A 17,884-nucleotide genomic window follows, 5' to 3' on the forward strand; every position below is an offset into this window, starting at 1 on the left:
CTTCCTGCGGCGCGAAGCGCGCAAGCCGCTTGCCTCTAACGGTAAACTTGGTGTCAATCTCGCCCCTTGGCCGACGTCGCGGGGGCGTCGCCTAGTTCAAAGGTTCTTCTGTCTTGATGTTTCGTCCCGAGAACGTCCAAGCCCTCGCGGGTCTGGCGCTCACCCTCGGCCTCTGCTGGCTGGTCTCCGAGAATCGCAAGCGTTTCCCCTGGGTGCTGGCCATCGGCGCGCTCGTCGTCCAGGTCGGCCTTGTACTGCTGCTGTTCGGACTGCCCCAGGCCCAGGCGCTGCTGCGCGGCGTCAATGGCGCGGTCGAGGGCCTGTCGTCCTCCACCCAGGCCGGCACGATGTTCATCTTCGGCTTCCTGGCGGGCGGCGATCAGCCCTATCCGGTCAGCAATCCGGGCCTGGGCTTCATCTTCGCCTTCCGCGTCCTGCCGGTGATCCTGGTGGTCTGCGCCCTGTCGGCGCTGCTGTGGCACTGGAAGATCCTCAAATGGGCGGCGCAGGGCTTCGGCTTCGTGTTCCAGAAGACCCTGGGCCTGCGCGGCCCGCCGGCCCTGGCCACCGCCGCCACCATCTTCATGGGCCAGATCGAGGGCCCGATCTTCATCCGCGCCTATCTCGACAAGCTGTCGCGCTCTGAACTGTTCATGCTGATCGCGGTCGGCATGGCCTGCGTCAGCGGCTCGACCATGGTGGCCTACGCCACCATCCTGGCCGACATCCTGCCCAACGCCGCCGCCCACGTGCTGACCGCCTCGCTGATCTCGGCCCCGGCCGGCGTGCTGCTGGCCCGGATCATCGTGCCGGCCGACCCGATGGAGAAGGTCTCCAGCCTGGACCTCAACACCGAGGACAAGACCTATGGCAGCGCCATCGACGCCGTCATGAAGGGCACCACCGACGGTCTGCAGATCGCGCTCAACATCGGCGCCACCCTGATCGTCTTCGTGGCCCTGGCCACCATGGTCGACAAGGGCCTGGCGGCCCTGCCGGACGTCGGCGGGCAGCCGCTGAGCATCGCGCGCGGCCTGGGCGTGCTCTTCTCGCCGCTGGCCTGGTCGATGGGCATCCCCTGGAAGGAAGCCGGCACCGCCGGCGGCCTGCTGGGCGTCAAGCTGATCCTCACCGAGTTCACGGCCTTCATCCAGATGTCCCAGACGGGCGCCGCCCTGCTGGACGAGCGCACCCGGATGATCATGACCTACGCCCTGTGCGGCTTCGCCAATATCGGTTCGGTCGGCATGAACGTGGCCGGCTTCAGCGTGCTGGTGCCCGAGCGCCGGCAGGAAGTGCTGGGCCTGGTCTGGAAGGCGATGATGGCCGGCTTCCTGGCCACCTGCCTAACCGGTTCGCTGATCGGCCTGATGCCGCGCGAGCTGTTCGGGCTGTAGGGAAACCCTTTCATTCCCTAGCGAAAACCAAGCATCCTCCCGGTCAAAAGCCGGGAGGATTTTCGTATGAAGCTCTATGATTGCGCGCGGGCCCCCAATCCTCGCCGCGTGCGCTGGTTCATGGCCGAGAAGGGTATCGAGGACGTTGAGATCGTCGTGCTCTCGATCATGGGCGGCGACCACAAGGCGGCTGACTACAGGGACAAGGCCGGTCTGGCCCATATGCCCGCCCTGGAAATCGACGACGAGACCACCATCACCGAGTCGGTGGCGATCTGCAGGTATCTCGAGAGCGTCTATCCCGAGCCGAACATGTTCGGGCGCGATCCGAAAGAGACTGCGGTGATCGAGATGTGGCTGCGGCGGGCCGAGCTGATGGTCGCCACGCCGATCATGCAGGCCGTGCGCCACAGCCATCCGGGCATGGCCGCGCTGGAAGCCCAGATCCCCGAGGTCGCCGACTACAATCTGACCGGCGCCAAGCGCAGCCTGAAGATGCTGGACCGGCGTCTGGCCGAAAGCGAGTTCATCGCCACCGACCGCGTGACCATTGCCGACGTGGTGACGATCGCCAGTCTGGACTTCGGGCGGATGATCCGTTTTCGGCCCGACGCGGAGCTGGTTCACGTCAATCGCTGGATGGACGCCATGCTGGCCCGCCCGGCGGCGAAGGCGGGGATGTAGGCAAGTCCTCCCCCCGAAGGGGGAGGCGGCCGGAGGCCGGTGGGGGAAGATCGCAATGACTGCGCGGTCACTTCCCCCTCCGTCGGCTTCGCCGACACCTCCCCCGCGAGGGGGAGGACTTGCCTACCGGTTCCTGATCTTCTTGATCACGCCCGAGAAGTTCAGCATCGGCGAACTGCCCGTCGACACCAGCCCGCGTACGAACAGCAGCGAGCCGCCGGCCTTGGTGACTTCGCCCGTCGCTGTCACGAGGTCGCCCGGCCGCGCCGGGCCCAGGAACTCGCCGTTCAGGCTGACCGTCACGGCATGCTGGCCGGCCAGCGCCCGCCACGAGATCGCGAACAGCGAGAAGTCGGCGAAGGTCAGCATGCAGCCGCCGTGCATGAAGCCGCCGCCGTTCATGTGGCGCGTCTCGGCCTTGAAGGCGGTGGTCACCAGGCCGGTCTCGTCTTCCCGGAAATAGAAGGGGCCGGACTGGTCCTCGAACGGATCCAGACCCGACCATGTGCGCCAGCCGGCCCAGTCGCCGGTCTCTACCAGTCGCGGCCCGCCGGGCGCGTCATTGCCGCCATCCATGTGCTCGTCCCCTCAAATCAACCGGCCTGAGCTAGAGCCGTGTCGAAAGACGCGCAAGCCGTCCCTCGCGTAAAGCGGCGATCCGTGGCATGGAGCCGCCCATGACGACCCCGATCCCCATGACTAGTCCTATTCAAGAGACCATCCTTTCCCAGCTGGCGGCCCTGCCGGAGGGAAAGTCCATCGACCCCATGAACGTCGCCAAGGCGGTTCAGCCCGAGCGCTGGCAGCAGATCCTGGGCCACGTGCGCACCAACGCCATCGAACTGGCCAAGGCCGGGACCATCGTGATCCTGCGCCACAACAAGCCGGTCGACCCCGAGAAATTCCGCGGCGTCTATCGCCTGCGCACCCGTCTGCCCGGCGATCCGACCAGCTTCGAGACCGCCGCGCCGGATGACGACGCGGACGACGATATCTGATCCCTGTCGACTAGGTCTTGAAACGAAACTTAATCGGTGAACTATGCGCCCCAACAATAGGGGAGTTCACCGATGATCATCCACGGCTCGTCGCTGTCGCCGTTCGTGCGCAAGACCATGGCCTTCGCCACCGAGAAGGGCCTGGCGTTCGAGAACAAGGTCGGCCGGCCCGGATCGCCGGATCCGGAATTCCTGGAATGCAGCCCGTTCAAGAAGATCCCGGGCTTCCAGGACGGTGATTTCCGCATCTCCGACTCGACCGCCATCGTCACCTATCTGGAAGCGGCACATCCCGATCCGAACCTGATCCCGACCGAGGCCAAGGCCCGCGCCCGGACGATCTGGTTCGAGGAATTCGCCGACACCATCTTTGTCGCTGCGGCCGGCAAGATCTTCTTCAACCTGGTGGTCGGCCCTCGTTTCATGGGTGTCGAAGCTGACCTGGCGGCCGTTGAAAAGGCCACGACCGAAGAAATGCCGCCTGTGCTCGATTATCTGGAGAAGATCGCGCCCGCGAGCGGCTTCCTGATCGAGGACCGCCTGACCCTGGCCGACATCGCCGTGGCCAGCCCCTTCGCCAACCTGATGCATGCGGGCTTTGACTTCGCCAAATGGCCCAAGGCGAAGGCCTGGGCAGACGCCATCCTGGCCCGGCCGTCCTTCGCGACGGTGATCGCCAAGGAGCGGGGCTTCCTGGGCGGCTAGGGTTTCTCTGGCGCGGCGACGCTTGGATAAGCGCCGCCGCGCCCTAGATTGTCCCGATGCTCGACGCGCTTCTCTCCGATATCGCCGCCTGCCGGGCCTGCGCGCCGTACCTGCCGCACACGCCCAGGCCGGTGACGCGCGTGCGCGAGGAGACCCGCATCCTGATCGCCGGCCAGGCGCCGGGACGCCTCGTCCACGAGACCGGCCTGCCGTTCAATGATCCGTCCGGCGTGCGTCTGCGCCAGTGGATGGGGATCGACCGCGAGACCTTCTATGGCCGGCCCGAGATCGGCGTCGCGGCCATGGCTTTCTGCTTTCCGGGGACCAACCCCAAGGGCGGCGACTATCCGCCGCCGCCGCGCTGCGCGGCGATGTGGCGGCCGCAGCTGCTGGAGCAACTTCCGAATGTCGAGCTGACCCTGCTGGTCGGCAGCTATTCCCAAGCCTGGGCGCTGGGCGACCGCGCAGGCAAGACCATGACCGACACCGTCGCCGCCTGGCGCAGCTTTGGCCCCAAGGTCCTGCCCATGCCGCATCCGTCGTGGCGCAACACCGCCTGGCTCAAGCGCAATCGGTGGTTCGAGGCCGAGGTCACGCCCTATCTTCGCCAGCGCGTGGCGGGCATTCTGGGGGCATGAACCGCCGAAGCCTGATCTTCACCGCGTCCGCCGCCGCCCTGGGCGGCTGCGCGCCCCTGACCCAGAGGCTGGACCTGGGGCCGCTGGGCTTTCGCGGTCCCCGCTTCGAGGGCGACGATTTCGTCAGTTTCGACGGCGCGCGGCTGGGCCTGAAGACCTGGCTGCCGGCCGGAGAACCCGAGTGGGTCATCGTCGGCCTGCACGGCATGAACGACTATTCCAACGCCTATCACCTGGCTGCCGACTGGTGGGCCGGGCAGGGGATCGCCACCTACGCCTTCGATGTGCGCGGTTTTGGCCGCTCGCCCGAGCGCGGCGTCTGGGCGCCGGTCGGGATCGTCATCGAGGATGTGCGCACCTGCGTCGCCCTGGTCCGCGAACGGCATCCGGGCGCGAAGATCGCCCTGGCCGGGATCAGCATGGGCGGAGGGCTGGCCATCACCGCCATGACCGATCCCGATCCGCCGGTCGTCGATCGCCTGCTGCTGTTCGCCCCGGCTGTCTGGGGCTGGTCCGAGCAGCCCCTGCCCAACCGCGCCAGCCTGTGGGTCACCGCCCACATGGTCGGCGGCTGGGTAGTGGAACCGCCCGACTGGCTGGTGCGCAAGGTGATGCCCAGCGACAATCTCGACGAGCTGCGGCGCATGGGTAAAGACCCGCTGATGATCTGGGGCGCGCGGTCCGACACCGTCTATGGCCTGGTGGGCCTGATGGAAAAGGCCTGGCGCTCGACCGACAGGATCACGGTTCCGACGGCCTGGTTCTATGGGGTCAATGACAAGATCATCCCCAAGGAGCCGACTGTCGAGGCGGCGGCCAGACTGAAGCCTGCCGACCGCACCGCCTGCTACGAAAAGGGCTGGCACCTGTTGCTGGTCGACCAGCAGGCCCCGACCGTCTGGCGCGATGCGGTCAGCTTCCTGAACGACCCTGCCGCGCCCTGGCCGTCGGGCGCGCCGCCGATCCCGTCCAGCGTGAAGCTGATGGAAGCCATGGCGCCCAAGCCTCTCAAGGATGTCGCCAAGTCTTCGGGGTTGTGACGGCCCGCCGCGCAGCGTAAACCCCGGCGCATTCTTTCTGTCTGAGGCGAGACCTGCGGCATGACCTTGTTCGATTCCCCCGATTTCGAGGGACATGAAGGCGTCCATACCTTCTTCGACGAAAAAACCGGTCTGAAGTCGATCATCGCCATCCATTCCACCGCGCGCGGCCCGGCCGCCGGCGGCTGCCGGATGTGGGACTACACGAGCAGCGAAGCCGCCCTCACCGACGCCCTGCGCCTGTCGCGCGGCATGTCGTTCAAGAACGCCATGGCCGACCTCGACTTCGGCGGGGGCAAGGCCGTGATCATCGGCGACAGCCGCAGCCAGAAGACTCCGGAACTGTTCGAAGCCTTCGGCCGCGCGGTCGACAGTCTGAATGGCCAATACTGGACAGCCGAGGACGTCGGCGTGTCGCCGTCGGACCTGGAAAGCACCCGCAAGACCACCCGCTATGTCGCCGGCCTGGAAGGCCATGCGGCCGCCTCGGGCGATCCGTCGCCGGTCACCGCCGAGGGCGTGTTCCGCGGCGTGCGCCTTTGCGTTGAGAAGGCTCTGCAACGCGACCTGACCGACGTGCGCGTCGCCATCCAAGGCGTGGGCCATGTCGGCGCCTATCTGGCCGAAAAGCTGCACGCGGCCGGCGCGATCCTGACCATCGCCGACGTCAACCAGACAGCCCTCAATGAGGTGGCCGCCCGGACCGGCGCGACCATCGTGCCGATCGACGCCATCTTCGATGTCGAGGCCGACGTCTTCGCCCCCTGCGCCTTGGGCGGCGCGATCTCGGCGGCGACCCTGCCGCGGCTGAAGGTCAAGGTGATCGCCGGCGGCGCCAACAACCAGCTGGCCGACGCCATGATCGGCCAGACGGTGTTTGATCGGGGCATCCTCTATGCCCCCGACTATGTCATCAACGGCGGCGGCATCATCAATGTGGCCGCCGAGATCCGCGCCCTTGAGGCCGGCGGTTCGTTTGACGGCGACTGGGTGGCGACCAAGCTGGACCGCCTGGCCCAGACCCTGGGCGAGGTCATCGACCAGTCCATCGCCGAAAAGCGCCCTGCCAACCTGGTGGCCGACGAGATCGCCCGGGCGCGGATCGCGGCGGCGCGGACCTAGCTTTTTCCGCGTGTCGCGCGTTCCATGGTGGAAACCATGGAGCCTCCCATGACCAACACCCATCTCGACGAGCTGAAACACCAGATGGAAACGGCGGTCGCCGCTCAGGATTTCGAGACGGCGGGCAAGCTGCGCGACCAGATCGAGAGCCTACGGCACGGCAATCTGGTGCGCGGGGTCGAGGACACGCCCCAGGCCTCGTATTTCCAACGCCAGGTTCCCGGCCGGATGGGCCTGGGCACGGACCAACAGGTCTATGCGCCGCCTGAAGGCTGGGTCCCGCCGAAGAGGCCTGACCCCATGACCGCCGGCCATTCGAAGGGCGGGCGTCGGCGCAAGGGTTAGGGCTTCACGCCCCGCCCGCTGATGCTGGAACCGGCGTCCTTGTCCAGCGCCAGATAGACCGGCAGGGCCATCAGGGTCACCGCGCCCACCGCCAGATAGGGCAGGACAAAGCGGTCGGGCGTCAGGGCGCCGTCGGCGCCGCGCGCCAGATGCAGCATCGCGCCGCCGAAGCTGACGCCCAGGGCCAAGCCGACCTGCTGCGCCACCGCCGCCAGGGTCGAGGCCGCGGCCACCGAGCTTTCGGGCACATCGGCATAGGCGATGGTGTTGGCGGCGATGAACTGGTTGGAGCGGAAGAACCCGCCCAGGGTCATCAGGGCGATCATCACCCACACGGGCGTCGAGGCCGTGAAGAAGCCGGGCGCGGCGGTGAAGATCGCCGTCAGCACCAGAGCGAAGGCCAGGGCCGTACGGAAGCCGACGCGCTTGAGGTTCCACGCCGCGAACGGGCGGGCGACCAGCACGCCGCCGCCCGAGGCGATGGTCACCAGACTGGCCTGCAGCGGCGTCCAGCCCAGCGCCACCTGCAGCAGCAGCGGCAGCAGGAAGGGGCTGGCCCCGACGCCCAGCCGCACGAAGGCGCCGCCCAGCAGGCTGGCGCGATAGGTGGGATAGCGCATCAGCGACAGGTCGAGGATCGGCTGGGTCGAGCGCTTGGCCTGACGCAGATAGGCCCAGCCGACCAGCAGCGCCGCGCCCAGGATCGACAGCTGCAGCGCCGGCGGCAGCAGGCCCAGGCCCGCCGTCTCGGCCACCACCACCAGTCCGCTGACGGCCACGGCCGCCAGCGCGAAGCCGGCCCAGTCGAAGCGGATGTCGGGCTGGCGGGTCCCGGGCGGCACGAAGCGCATCACGGCGATCATGCCCAGCACGCCCACCGGCAGGTTCAGGTAGAAGATCCACGGCCAGTCGGCGAAGGTCAGGACCAGACCGGCCAGGGGCGGTCCCATCAGCGGTCCCAGCAGGGCGGGCATGGTGAACCAGCCCATCGCCCCGATCAGCTTGTTGCGCGGGGTCGAGCCCACCACGATCAGCCGGGCCACCGGCGTCATCATCGCCCCGCCGAGGCCCTGCAGGATGCGTGAGGCGACCAGGGCCTCGAGGTTGCGCGACAGGCCGCACAGGGCCGAACCCAGCAGGAACACCACCATCGCCGCCAGGAACACCCGACGCGAGCCGAAGCGCTCGGCCGCCCAGCCGCTGGCCGGGGTGAACACCGCCAGCGACAGGATGTACGACGTCAGGGCCAGCTTTAGGTGGATCGGATCCACCGCGAAGGCCCGGGCCAGGGTCGGCAGGGCGGTCGACAGCGCGGTGGCGTCGATGAATTCCATGAACAGAGCGCTGGCCATGGCGATCGCGATCAGCCGGGTGGCGAGCGGCGAGGGCGAAGGGGAGGGCTGTGGTTCGGACACGCTCTGGGCTTAAGCCCCTCGCATGGCCGGCTCAAGCGCCGGCGTCGGTTTCAGCGCTTGGGCTTGATCGACAGGGTCACGCCATAGACCATGTCGCGGTCGGAATAGGCCTCGGCCTGCAGCTTGCGGCGGGTGGCGCTGAGGGACAGCTGCTTGCCGCCCTTGCGCCAGCCGACGCCGACCTGGTGGGTGCCAAAGCGCGTCAGTCGGTCCTGCGACCAGCCCGAACCCCGCCAGCCCTCGACCGAGCTGCGGATAACGTTCCAGCTCAGCGCCTGTCCCGAACTGGCGGCGAACAGCACCCAGCGGCCCCGGCGCGGATCCTGGGCCACGCCGCTCATCTTGCCCACCAGGGCCGAGGCGTTGACCGACAGTCGCCGGAACGTCGAAGGCTCGCCCGGCGGGCTGAAGGGCTGGATCTGGATGTCCTCGATCTTGGCCACCGGAATGCGGCGCGCCGATGAGCGGACGAGGCTGAGGGCCGGCTGACGCGTCTCAGCGGCGGCCAGAGCCACCGGCGCCGCGCGCTTGCGGGGTTCGGCGAGGGTCTGGATCGCGGGCGGCGCCTTGGCGTCGGGCCTGGCGTCGGCCTGGGCGACCAGCAAGGGCTTGGCGGCGGAGGGCTCTGCGGGGCCGCCGGCCAGGGGCGCGACCGCTCCGGCCAGATCGACCGGCGAAGGGGGCAGGGTGGAGGCCGGCGCGGCGGCCGCGCCACGCGGCGCGTCACCATAGCGGGCGGTGGCGATCGGAGCGTCCGGATCGATGGCGGCGGCGCCGCCGGCGAGTGTCAGGGTCCCGTCATAGGGAGTCGGCGCATGGGTCGACAGGGCCGTGGCGGTCGTGGCGACCACCCCCAGCCCGGCCGCGACCAGCGCGCCCTTTATGATGACCCCAACCCGCATCGATCCGAACGTCCCCTCGCGCTCGCGTCCCCCAGCGTGCGCCTCAAGATATGCTCAACACTGTGACGGCTGTATAGGCCGATCGCGGCGATCAAATGTGAATTTAGGTTCGCGCCCGTTTTGCCGGCGACCTGAAGGGGCGCTCTGGCGGTCAGTGGCCCGGTCTGGGCTCGAAGGCGCGTTTCTCCTTGAGCTTCACGGCTTCCGCATCCGGCTTGCGGCCGTGCTGGGGCTTGGGCTCGGATTTGGGGACGCAATAGTTGGTCATGGGGTCTTGATGCTGGAACCCGTTGGTCATGGCGCTCACTCCCGATCGACAGGGCATTCTATCACGCGGCCTCGAAAACACTGTCGATCAAGGCCACGTCCACGGAGACGTGAAGTCGGGCCTCGCCCGGGTCGCCCAGAATGGCGCCCGAGACGGGCAGGGCCTGCCAGGGGGTGCGGGTGGTTGCCACGCGAATGAGGTCCGGCGACTCGGCCAGGCCGTTGGTGGGGTCAAACTCCACCCAGCCCAGGTCGGGCAGGAACACCTCGCACCAGGCATGGGTCGCGCCCGCGCCCCGCACGGCGCCGACACTGGGCGAGTAGAGGTAACCCGTCGCGAACAGCGCCGCATAGCCCAGCCGGCGCATGCCCTCGACCATCAGCCAGGCCAGGTCGCGACACGCGCCCTGGCCGCTGGCCAGGGTCTCCAGGGGGCTCTGGACGCCTTCTTCGTAGCGGTTGGTGTAGGCGAACTGCTGGTGGATCACCGAATTGACCCGCAGCAGGAAGTCCAGCGCCGGCTCGTCCAGGCGCGCGCCCAGACCGCGCAGCCACTTCAGAAGGATCGCGTCGGGATCGTCGGTGACCGGCGCCATGAACGGCGCCAGGGTCGCGTGATCCTCGCGGTCATAGACGATCGGCGTCAGGGTGTGGGGATTGTCGATCCTCAACGGCGACAGCGGCGCGGGGAAGCGGTCGATGACCAGTTCGCTGATGATGCTGAGCGAGGTCGACTCGCCGCGCGGATTGAACAGGCACACGCAGTTGCCGTTGGCGTCATAGGTCCAGCGGGTGGGGCCCGGCGGGGTGACGTAGAGCGAGGCCTCGACAATGCGCAGGGCATGGCTGTCGCGCGGCCGGATCAGCAGCCGGTGCGCGCCGAAGCCGACCGGGCGATCATAGTCGTACCGGGTCTCGTGCAGGATTTTCAGACGGGCCATCAGGTCAGGATAACCCCTGACGTGGCCGCTCGTTCCGGCTGGAGCACGGATTGGGGTCGACAGAACAAAGACGGAACATTACCATTGGCGGATGGCCGTCCTCGATCTGAAGCGTAAACTCGCCATCCTCTCCGACGCGGCCAAGTATGACGCCTCCTGCGCCTCGTCGGGGGCGGAAAAGCGCAACTCGCTGTCGGGGCCGGGTGGGCGCGGCAAGGGTGTGGGCTCCACCGAGGGCATGGGCATCTGCCACGCCTATGCGCCGGACGGGCGCTGCATCAGCCTGCTGAAGATCCTGCTGACCAACTTCTGCATCTATGACTGCGCCTATTGCATCAACCGCGTCAGCTCCAACACCCCGCGCGCCCGGTTCACGGTCAAGGAGGTCGTCGACCTCACCCTCAACTTCTACAAGCGCAACTATATCGAGGGGCTGTTCCTGTCGTCGGGGGTGATCCAGACCGGCGACTACACGATGGAAGAAATGGTGCGGGTGGCCAAAAGCCTGCGGCTGGACCACGACTTTCGCGGCTACATCCATCTGAAGCTGATCCCGGAGGCCTCGCCCGAGCTGGCGGCGCAGGCGGGACTGTACGCCGACCGGGTGTCGATCAATATCGAGCTGCCCCAGGACGAGAGCCTGAACATCCTGGCGCCGGAAAAGGACCCCGCCGGCATCAAGCGGGCCATGGGGCGCATGCGGCTGTCGATCGAGGATCACGCCGATCCCGCCAGGAAGGCCGGGCGCCGCAAGTTCGCCACCAGCCAGTCGACCCAGCTGATCGTCGGGGCCGACGCCGCCCGCGACGGCGACATCCTGGCCCGCAGCGCCAACCTCTATCGGTCCTACAAGCTGCGGCGGGTCTATTATTCGGCGTTCAGCCCGATCCCCGACGCCGCCTCGCGCCTGCCGTCGATGCGGCCGCCGCTGATGCGCGAGCACCGGCTGTATCAGGCCGACTGGCTGATGCGGTTCTACGGCTTCACCCAGGGCGAGATCGTCGAGCCGGGCGAGGACCTGGACCTGACCGTCGATCCCAAGACCGCCTGGGCCCTGCGCCATCGCGGCGACTTTCCGGTGGATGTGAACACTGCTGACCGTGACACCCTGCTGCGCACGCCGGGCCTGGGCACGCGAGGCGTCGACCGCATCCTGGCCGCCCGTCGCCAGGCCCGCCTGACCCTGGCCGACGTCAAGCGCGTCTGCGGTTCGACCAAGCGCGCCCAGCCCTTCATCGTCACCGCCGACTGGACGCCGGGCGGCCTGACCGACGCCGGCGGGCTCAAGGCGTCGCTGGTCGTCCCGGAGCAACTGAGCCTGTTCTGATGCGCGTGGTTCGTCTGGCCTCGGAGATCGATTTCGACGGCTGGCGCCAGGCCGCCCGGGCCCTGCGCGCCGAGGGGGTGGCGCCGGACGCGGTGGTGTGGACGGTCGAGTATGACCTGTTCGCGGATAGCGCGGCGCCGGCGGCGCTGGACAAGGGCGGCGGTTCGCCCTTCACCGTCCCCAAACCCTTTGTCGACCTGGCGCAGCAGGTCGTGCTGCATCGCTCCAGCGAGCGCTTTGCGCTGCTCTACACGCTGCTGTGGCGGCTGGAGCGCGAGCCCGGCCTGATCGACAATCCCGCTGACCCCGACATGACCCGGGCCCGCGACATGGCCAAGGGCGTCAGCCGGGCGGCGCACAAGATGAAGGCCTTCGTCCGCTTCCGGCTGGTCGAGGGCGTCGCGCCGGAAACCTATATGGCCTGGTTCGAGCCGGCCCATCGGGTGACCGAGGCTGTCGCCCCGTTCTTCGCCCGCCGGTTCACCGGCATGCGCTGGTCGATCCTGACGCCGGACGCCTGCGTGGCCTGGGACGGCGAGGTCCTGAAAGTGTCCGAAGGCGCCGACCCCGCCGACGCGCCACGCGAGGATGCGCAGGAAGAGCTGTGGCGCACCTACTACGCCTCGATCTTCAATCCGGCCCGGCTCAATCGGCGCATGATGCAGCAGGAGATGCCCAAGCGGTACTGGCGCAACCTGCCCGAGGCGCGGCTCATCCCGGCGCTGATCGAAAGCGCCCAGCGAAGGACCGCGCAGATGGTCGAGGCCCGGCCCAACCCACCGTCGGAACGGGTGCTCAAGGCCGCCCTGCGCCACGCCCGCGACGGCTCCTATGGCGAAAGCGATCCCCTGACCCTGGAGGAAGCCGCCGTCGCCGCGCAGGTCTGTCGCCGCTGCGACCTGTGGCGCGAGGCCACCCAGGCCGTGCCGGGCGAGGGCCCCGCGCGGGCCCGGATCATGATCGTCGGCGAGCAGCCCGGCGACGAGGAGGACCTGACCGGCCGCCCCTTCGTCGGCCCGGCCGGCCGGCTGCTCGACAAGGCCATGCTGGAAGCGGACTTCGATCGTTGGAAGGCCTTCGTCACCAATGCGGTCAAGCATTTCAAGCACGAGCCGCGCGGCAAGATGCGCCTGCACAAGACCCCCGATCGCGGAGAGGTCCAGGCCTGCCGCTGGTGGCTGGACGCCGAGCGGCGGATGGTGAAGCCCAGGGTCATTCTGGCCCTGGGCGCGACGGCCGTCATGGGGATCACCGGCAAGTCGATGCCGATCGCGAAGTCGCGCGGCGCGCCGATCGCGCTCGACGGCGGCGCCCGGCTGGTGGTCAGCTGGCACCCGTCCTACCTGCTGCGCGTGCCCGACGCCGGGGCCAGGGCGCGGGCCTATGCCGAGCTGGTCGCGGATCTGCGATTGGCCAAGTCGCTGGCCTAGGCGTCAGGGATCAGGTGGGCCAGTTCGTTGGGAATGCAGATGAAGTCGTCCGACAGGGCGTACAGCTTGTAGTCCTTGGCGGTGATCTGGTCGGCCAGGCTCTGGCTGTCGGACTTCAGATGTTCGACCAGCATGATCGGCCGCCAGGCGTCGATCAGCTTCTCCGCGCCGCGCAGCACCTGCGGCTCCATGCCCTCCACATCGACCTTCAGGATGTCGACCCTGGGAAAGTTGAAACTGTCGAGCGTGCGCATCTCGACGAATTCCTGCTTGGCCGGATCGCTGCCGCGCTCCTGAGACAGCCGCTCGCGCTGCTGGGCCCCGAACTCGACGCTGCCGAAGTTCATTTCCCGATTGTAGTCGAACTGCGGAATCTCGATCGCGCCGGCTTCCTCGCCGACCGCGATGTGGTGGCAGAAGATGTTGCTGTAGCCGTTCAGCGCCACCGATCCGGCGATCATGTTGAACAGGATCCGCTGGGCCTCGAAGCAGTGATAGACGCCGCGCCCCTGCAGCAGGCTGGCCAGCCCCAGCGAGAACAGCCCGAAATTGGCGCCGACATCCACGACGAAGGGCTCGGGGCCTTTCAGCACCGACAGCTTGGCGATCATGTCGGTGCTGTCGTGGCCGTGGGCACGGCCGGTCTTCAGCAGGTGGTTGGTCTGGTTGATGTCATGGCGACTGACGATCACCGGCCCGTAGATGGTCGGCATCATCAGCCCGTAGGGCACACGTTCCAGCAGCATGCGCCCTCCAGGCGGATCGACTCGCGAGGCGATGGTGGGCTTGAAGCCTGGGCGTGGCTAGTGCGCCAAATCGCGCAAGGTGAGAGCATTTTCCGACGAAGTGGACGCCGGTTCGTCGCCAGAAAATGCGTCAAAACAAAAGGCTGGAGCATTTCACCGATCCAATTGGATCGGAAAATGCTCTAGGCGGCGAAACCCGCTTCGGCGAAGGCCAGCATCCGCGCCAGCAGGGCCTCGACATCGCCCTCGCTGGTGGCGCCTTCCGACAGCACGTTCAGGCGGTCGAACTCGGCGAAGCGGTTGTTGTGCAGCATGCCCAGGGTGAAGTGCAGGCGCCAGTAGACGTCTTCCGGCGACAGGCCGGGGCGGGCCGCCAGCAGGGCGTCGGAGAAGCGGCGCAGGTGCGAGACGTCGGTCTTCAGGATCTGGCGGATATCGTCGGTGCCCTCGCTGCGGGCGCGGATCAGGAACTGCAGCGAGATGCGGCGCTCGTGGTCGGGGGCCAGCCAGCGCAGGGGCGGGGTCAGCAGGGCGGCCAGCACCTCGCGCACGGGCGGCTTGCCGGCGTTGCGGTCGTTGGCCTCGTGCAGCATGCGGGCGCGTTCGCGGTTCAGCTCGGCCGTGCGGCGACGGAAGATCTCGAACAGCAGGGCGTCCTTGGAGCCGAAATGATAGTTCACCGAGGCCAGGTTGACGCCGGCCGCCGCGGTGATGTCGCGCACCGACACGTTCTGGAAGCCGTGCAGGGCGAACAGTCGCTCGGCGGCCACGAACACCAGATTCTTGGTCGCGGCTTCGGTCTCGGCGGCCTCGGCCCCTCCCTCATGCAGAGAGGGCGAAGCGACGGCGTCGGTGGTCGGACTCACTACGATATTCCCCTTTACCCGTGGGGAAGTCTTACGGGCGTTCGAATTTGGCGCAAGCGTCAAGATGGGCCGAAGGCTGATGAAATGCTGGAGCGGCCGGCGCTAGCTGGCTTTCCGGCAGGTCCTTTCCTTGACCTCGAAAGGTTTTAGGGTAGCGCTAACAATCCCGGAGGGACGCGCGATGATCGGCATGATCTCGGCTGTGATACTGTTGAGCGGCCAGGCCGCCACCCCGGTCGATGAGGCGGCCAGGGTCGATTCCGTCACCGTCACCGCCACCGGCAAAACGGTCCTGCTGCCGCGTTGGTCAAGCCAGGTCCAAGCGATCGGCTGGCCGTTCCTGGGCCTGGGCGCCGACCGGGGCGTGATGATGTTCGCCAAGACCGACGGGCGCCCGCCATCGCCCTATCAGCGGGTGCTGGTGCGCCACGAGTTTCGCCAGCCGCAAACCGAAACCGGCGCGGCCACGCCCGTGACCTATCTGTCCGAACGCCTGGAGCAGGAGGTCGACTGCGCCACCCGAACCTATCGCAGCCTGGTGGTCTACCGCTATCCGAGGAACAATCTGGACGGCGTGCCGGCGGCCTTCGACTTCGAGGAGCGGGTCTGGACTCGCCCCGAGCCGGGCCACTTTGACGAAACCGTCGTCGAGGCGACCTGCCTGACGCCTGACTAGACGGTGCGCGCCGCCGTCAGCGCTTTTGCGTCGCCAGCACGTCGGGGTCCACCGCCAGCCGCCACAGATAGACCTGCCGGCCCCGGGTCCCGGCGGGCAGTCGCTTCAGCTCGGCGTTCTGCGCCTCGGTCAGGCGAAAGCGCTGGTACCCGCGCGCCCTGAGGCAGGCCGCCAGGGCCGGCTCCAACTGCTGGGAGACGCGCCGCCAGTGCTTGTTCATGCGCATCTGATACTGCGCGGCATAGTCGACAACGGCGCTGAGATCGGCCGTGGCGGTTTCGGGACTGACCTGCGCGCCCCCGGGCGCAGGCATGTCGATGGCGAAGGTCAGATCCACCTGCGGGATGCTGACGGGGGCCTGGGTCTCGACCAGATAGACGCATTCCACCGCATCGGTGCGATATTGCAGAAACGAGATCCCGGCCTTGCCCCAGCTTTCATCGCGTCGGGTATAGGCGTCCGCTGGCCAGGCGAGACCCGCGGCGACACAGAATGCGGTGAGGCTGGCTGCGCGGATCATGACGACGGTCCTCGACCCATGGGACCGCTACCGTGGGTCAAAGGCGCGGAGGTCGTCAAGCGGCGAGGTCCGGGGTGGCGCCTTGGGGCCCGGCGCCCAGGCGCTGAAGGGGTGCGAGCACGGGGATAAAGCGTCCTGGATCCCCGTACTTTCCGGAGCAAACATCAACCTGATCAATGCCTTGTAGAATAGTTGAGCGCGCCTGTCAGACGCGCTGAAACCTCCCGCATAATCATCCCACCTCGTCGCGGGGAAAGGGCGCAAGGCCAGCGACCATTGCGGCGGCGGGGGTGATCGAGCGGGGATAGGCGGGCGTAATGGCTCGCGGCCCGGCGTGAACGCTATTCACGCCGCCCGTCTGGGGCTGGGAGCGTAAGAGGCGTCACAATACCGCCCAAGCGCAGGCTCTTGTGAACCGGTCACGCGGAGCGGACGGCTTCGTCGAAACGGTATTTTCTATCTCTCATCCGGACGTGGTCCGGACGCTCTGCGACCCTTTCCACCCACCCGCAGCGAAAGCGCGGGGATGCGAAGCCGTGCGCAACAATTGCTCTCCCCGACGGGAGGGGTGTCGGCGAAGCCGACGGAGAGGGGAGTGATGCAGCCTCAGCCGACTTCCCCCGCCGGTCGCTGCGCGACCACCTCCCCCTTCAGGGGGAGGACCTTTACCCCCGCACCAGCTCCCGCATCGCCTTGTCCAGGCCCTCGATGGTCAGGGGGAACATGCGGTCGTTCATCAGCTGCTTCATCACGCCGATCGACTGGGTGTAGTCCCAGTGGCGCTCGGGCGTGGGGTTGAGCCAGATGCAGCTCTGATAGATGTCGGCCACGCGCTGCATCCAGATCGCGCCGGGCTCCTCGTTCCAGTGTTCGACACTGCCGCCCGGATAGGTGATCTCGTAGGGGCTCATCGTCGCGTCGCCGATGAAGATCACCTTGTAGTCGCTGGGGAACTTGTGGAGCACGTCCCAGGTCGGGATCTTTTCCACCTGTCGGCGGCGGTTGTCCTTCCACACGGCCTCGTACAGGCAGTTGTGGAAATAGTAGAATTCCAGGTTCTTGAACTCGGTCCTGGCGGCGCTGAACAGCTCCTCGCAGAGCTTGATGTGGCCGTCCATCGAGCCGCCGATGTCGAAGAACAGCAGCACCTTGATCTTGTTGCGCCGTTCGGGGCGCAGCTGGATGTCCAGATAGCCCTTCTCGGCCGTGCCGCGGATGGTGCCGTTCAGGTCCAGCTCCTCGGCGGCGCCTTCGCGGGCGAACTTGCGCAGCCGGCGCAGGGCCACCTTGATGTTGCGGGTGCCCAGTTCGACGCTGTCGTCGAGGTTCTTGTATTCGCGCTTGTCCCAGACCTTCACGGCCTTGCCATGGCGGCTCTTGTCCTGGCCGATGCGGACGCCTTCGGGATTGTAGCCGTTATTGCCGAACGGGCTGGTGCCGCCCGAACCGATCATCTTGTTGCCGCCCTCGTGGCGCTTCTTCTGTTCCTTGAGGCGCTCCTGCAGCATCTCCATCAGCTTCTCGAAACCGCCCATGGCCTCGATCGCCGCCTTTTCCTCGTCGGTCAGGAACTTCTCGGTCAGGGCTTTCAGCCACTCTTCCGGGATGTCGGCGGCGACGCCGTCGCTGACCGTTTCCAGGCCCTTGAAGACGTGGCTGAACACGCGGTCGAACTTGTCGAGGTTCTTCTCGTCCTTCACCAGGCTGGCGCGGGACAGGAAGTAGAAGTCCTCGACCGAGCGGTCGATGACGTCCTTGTCCAGGGCTTCCATGAGCATCAGGTACTCGCGGAGGCTGACCGGCACCTTGGCCTGACGGAGCTCGGAGAAGAAGCGAAGGAACATCGGCGCGGACTTTCGAACAGA

General features: G+C 67.4%; 20 protein-coding genes. 11 read left to right on the plus strand and 9 right to left on the minus strand.

The window, feature by feature from the left end; genetic code table 11:
* Positions 1–116 precede the first annotated feature (116 nt).
* The gene (locus ACW17V_RS06175; protein ID WP_492108746.1) at positions 117–1,397 is read left to right on the plus strand and encodes a NupC/NupG family nucleoside CNT transporter; all 1,281 of its coding nucleotides are present in this window, start codon (positions 117–119) and stop codon (positions 1,395–1,397) included.
* Positions 1,398–1,463: 66 nt separating this feature from the next.
* Positions 1,464–2,081 carry a glutathione S-transferase family protein gene (locus ACW17V_RS06180; RefSeq protein ID WP_492107983.1) on the plus strand — a complete coding sequence of 206 codons (618 nt, stop codon included), beginning with the start codon at positions 1,464–1,466 and terminating at the stop codon, positions 2,079–2,081.
* A gap of 123 nt (positions 2,082–2,204) precedes the next feature.
* Here the strand turns inward: ACW17V_RS06180 and ACW17V_RS06185 are convergent, their stop codons facing one another.
* The gene (locus tag ACW17V_RS06185; RefSeq protein WP_492107984.1) at positions 2,205–2,657 is read right to left on the minus strand and encodes a PaaI family thioesterase; all 453 of its coding nucleotides are present in this window, start codon (positions 2,655–2,657) and stop codon (positions 2,205–2,207) included.
* A gap of 119 nt (positions 2,658–2,776) precedes the next feature.
* Here ACW17V_RS06185 and ACW17V_RS06190 point away from each other — a divergent pair, with 119 nt between their 5' ends.
* The 6 genes from ACW17V_RS06190 (at position 2,777) to ACW17V_RS06215 (ending at position 6,929) form a co-directional block, all read left to right on the plus strand.
* Positions 2,777–3,079, plus strand: a complete 303-nt coding sequence (locus ACW17V_RS06190; protein WP_492107985.1) for a DUF3253 domain-containing protein — start codon at positions 2,777–2,779, stop codon at positions 3,077–3,079.
* A gap of 72 nt (positions 3,080–3,151) precedes the next feature.
* Positions 3,152–3,784 (plus strand): glutathione S-transferase family protein, encoded by a 633-nt coding sequence (locus ACW17V_RS06195; RefSeq protein WP_492107986.1) that lies wholly within the window; start codon positions 3,152–3,154, stop codon positions 3,782–3,784.
* Positions 3,785–3,840: 56 nt separating this feature from the next.
* A complete protein-coding gene (locus ACW17V_RS06200; RefSeq protein ID WP_492107987.1) occupies positions 3,841–4,422 on the plus strand; it encodes a uracil-DNA glycosylase family protein in 582 nt (193 codons plus the stop codon).
* A complete protein-coding gene (locus tag ACW17V_RS06205) occupies positions 4,419–5,462 on the plus strand; it encodes an alpha/beta hydrolase (protein WP_492107988.1) in 1,044 nt (347 codons plus the stop codon). Before ACW17V_RS06200 ends, ACW17V_RS06205 begins: the two co-directional genes overlap by 4 nt.
* 60 nt (positions 5,463–5,522) lie before the next feature.
* Positions 5,523–6,584 (plus strand): Leu/Phe/Val dehydrogenase, encoded by a 1,062-nt coding sequence (locus tag ACW17V_RS06210; protein WP_492107989.1) that lies wholly within the window; start codon positions 5,523–5,525, stop codon positions 6,582–6,584.
* 48 nt (positions 6,585–6,632) lie between these two features.
* Entirely contained in the window at positions 6,633–6,929 is a 297-nt protein-coding gene (locus ACW17V_RS06215) for a UvrB/UvrC motif-containing protein (RefSeq protein ID WP_492107990.1), read from the plus strand.
* On the opposite strand, the gene ACW17V_RS06220 is transcribed toward ACW17V_RS06215, so the two are convergent.
* From ACW17V_RS06220 to ACW17V_RS06235, 4 genes are all read right to left on the minus strand, one after another.
* Entirely contained in the window at positions 6,926–8,344 is a 1,419-nt protein-coding gene (locus tag ACW17V_RS06220; protein WP_492107991.1) for an MFS transporter, read from the minus strand. The genes ACW17V_RS06215 and ACW17V_RS06220 overlap by 4 nt on opposite strands.
* A gap of 50 nt (positions 8,345–8,394) precedes the next feature.
* The gene (locus ACW17V_RS06225; protein WP_492107992.1) at positions 8,395–9,246 is read right to left on the minus strand and encodes a hypothetical protein; all 852 of its coding nucleotides are present in this window, start codon (positions 9,244–9,246) and stop codon (positions 8,395–8,397) included.
* Positions 9,247–9,397: 151 nt separating this feature from the next.
* Complete coding sequence (locus tag ACW17V_RS06230; protein ID WP_492107993.1) at positions 9,398–9,544, minus strand: hypothetical protein; 147 nt, start codon at positions 9,542–9,544, stop codon at positions 9,398–9,400.
* A 31-nt stretch (positions 9,545–9,575) separates the two neighbouring features.
* Positions 9,576–10,454: a transglutaminase family protein gene (locus ACW17V_RS06235; protein WP_492107994.1), complete on the minus strand. Its 879-nt coding sequence runs from the start codon at positions 10,452–10,454 to the stop codon at positions 9,576–9,578.
* Between the two features lie 91 nt (positions 10,455–10,545).
* Between ACW17V_RS06235 and ACW17V_RS06240 the strand changes: the two genes are divergently transcribed.
* Together ACW17V_RS06240 and ACW17V_RS06245 are read left to right on the plus strand one after the other, a co-directional pair.
* Positions 10,546–11,781: a putative DNA modification/repair radical SAM protein gene (locus ACW17V_RS06240; protein WP_492107995.1), complete on the plus strand. Its 1,236-nt coding sequence runs from the start codon at positions 10,546–10,548 to the stop codon at positions 11,779–11,781.
* Positions 11,781–13,211 carry a UdgX family uracil-DNA binding protein gene (locus ACW17V_RS06245; protein ID WP_492107996.1) on the plus strand — a complete coding sequence of 477 codons (1,431 nt, stop codon included), beginning with the start codon at positions 11,781–11,783 and terminating at the stop codon, positions 13,209–13,211. Before ACW17V_RS06240 ends, ACW17V_RS06245 begins: the two co-directional genes overlap by 1 nt.
* On the opposite strand, the gene ACW17V_RS06250 is transcribed toward ACW17V_RS06245, so the two are convergent.
* Both ACW17V_RS06250 and ACW17V_RS06255 read right to left on the minus strand, forming a co-directional pair.
* Positions 13,208–13,957 carry an FkbM family methyltransferase gene (locus tag ACW17V_RS06250; RefSeq protein WP_492107997.1) on the minus strand — a complete coding sequence of 250 codons (750 nt, stop codon included), beginning with the start codon at positions 13,955–13,957 and terminating at the stop codon, positions 13,208–13,210. The two genes, ACW17V_RS06245 and ACW17V_RS06250, sit on opposite strands and share 4 nt — an antisense overlap.
* A gap of 182 nt (positions 13,958–14,139) precedes the next feature.
* Positions 14,140–14,823 carry a TetR/AcrR family transcriptional regulator gene (locus tag ACW17V_RS06255; RefSeq protein ID WP_492107998.1) on the minus strand — a complete coding sequence of 228 codons (684 nt, stop codon included), beginning with the start codon at positions 14,821–14,823 and terminating at the stop codon, positions 14,140–14,142.
* Between the two features lie 181 nt (positions 14,824–15,004).
* On the opposite strand from ACW17V_RS06255, the gene ACW17V_RS06260 reads away from it, so the two are divergent.
* Positions 15,005–15,499, plus strand: coding sequence for a surface-adhesin E family protein (locus ACW17V_RS06260; RefSeq protein ID WP_492107999.1), 495 nt, complete (start codon positions 15,005–15,007; stop codon positions 15,497–15,499).
* A 16-nt stretch (positions 15,500–15,515) separates the two neighbouring features.
* On the opposite strand, the gene ACW17V_RS06265 is transcribed toward ACW17V_RS06260, so the two are convergent.
* Together ACW17V_RS06265 and ACW17V_RS06270 are read right to left on the minus strand one after the other, a co-directional pair.
* Positions 15,516–16,019: a hypothetical protein gene (locus tag ACW17V_RS06265; RefSeq protein ID WP_492108000.1), complete on the minus strand. Its 504-nt coding sequence runs from the start codon at positions 16,017–16,019 to the stop codon at positions 15,516–15,518.
* 665 nt (positions 16,020–16,684) lie between these two features.
* Positions 16,685–17,863, minus strand: coding sequence for a vWA domain-containing protein (locus ACW17V_RS06270; protein WP_492108001.1), 1,179 nt, complete (start codon positions 17,861–17,863; stop codon positions 16,685–16,687).
* Positions 17,864–17,884: the final 21 nt, after the last annotated feature.

The organism is Caulobacter sp. FV2ye17ST, from assembly GCF_058680955.1.

Coding starts and splice junctions, on each gene's coding strand:
- ACW17V_RS06175 (WP_492108746.1), top strand. CDS start 117: ATGTTTCGTCCCGAGAACGTCCAAGCCCTCGCGGGTCTGGCGCTCACC.
- ACW17V_RS06180 (WP_492107983.1), top strand. CDS start 1,464: ATGAAGCTCTATGATTGCGCGCGGGCCCCCAATCCTCGCCGCGTGCGC.
- ACW17V_RS06185 (WP_492107984.1), bottom strand. CDS start 2,657: ATGGATGGCGGCAATGACGCGCCCGGCGGGCCGCGACTGGTAGAGACC.
- ACW17V_RS06190 (WP_492107985.1), top strand. CDS start 2,777: ATGACTAGTCCTATTCAAGAGACCATCCTTTCCCAGCTGGCGGCCCTG.
- ACW17V_RS06195 (WP_492107986.1), top strand. CDS start 3,152: ATGATCATCCACGGCTCGTCGCTGTCGCCGTTCGTGCGCAAGACCATG.
- ACW17V_RS06200 (WP_492107987.1), top strand. CDS start 3,841: ATGCTCGACGCGCTTCTCTCCGATATCGCCGCCTGCCGGGCCTGCGCG.
- ACW17V_RS06205 (WP_492107988.1), top strand. CDS start 4,419: ATGAACCGCCGAAGCCTGATCTTCACCGCGTCCGCCGCCGCCCTGGGC.
- ACW17V_RS06210 (WP_492107989.1), top strand. CDS start 5,523: ATGACCTTGTTCGATTCCCCCGATTTCGAGGGACATGAAGGCGTCCAT.
- ACW17V_RS06215 (WP_492107990.1), top strand. CDS start 6,633: ATGACCAACACCCATCTCGACGAGCTGAAACACCAGATGGAAACGGCG.
- ACW17V_RS06225 (WP_492107992.1), bottom strand. CDS start 9,246: ATGCGGGTTGGGGTCATCATAAAGGGCGCGCTGGTCGCGGCCGGGCTG.
- ACW17V_RS06230 (WP_492107993.1), bottom strand. CDS start 9,544: ATGACCAACGGGTTCCAGCATCAAGACCCCATGACCAACTATTGCGTC.
- ACW17V_RS06235 (WP_492107994.1), bottom strand. CDS start 10,454: ATGGCCCGTCTGAAAATCCTGCACGAGACCCGGTACGACTATGATCGC.
- ACW17V_RS06240 (WP_492107995.1), top strand. CDS start 10,546: ATGGCCGTCCTCGATCTGAAGCGTAAACTCGCCATCCTCTCCGACGCG.
- ACW17V_RS06245 (WP_492107996.1), top strand. CDS start 11,781: ATGCGCGTGGTTCGTCTGGCCTCGGAGATCGATTTCGACGGCTGGCGC.
- ACW17V_RS06250 (WP_492107997.1), bottom strand. CDS start 13,957: ATGCTGCTGGAACGTGTGCCCTACGGGCTGATGATGCCGACCATCTAC.
- ACW17V_RS06260 (WP_492107999.1), top strand. CDS start 15,005: ATGATCGGCATGATCTCGGCTGTGATACTGTTGAGCGGCCAGGCCGCC.
- ACW17V_RS06265 (WP_492108000.1), bottom strand. CDS start 16,019: ATGATCCGCGCAGCCAGCCTCACCGCATTCTGTGTCGCCGCGGGTCTC.
- ACW17V_RS06270 (WP_492108001.1), bottom strand. CDS start 17,863: ATGTTCCTTCGCTTCTTCTCCGAGCTCCGTCAGGCCAAGGTGCCGGTC.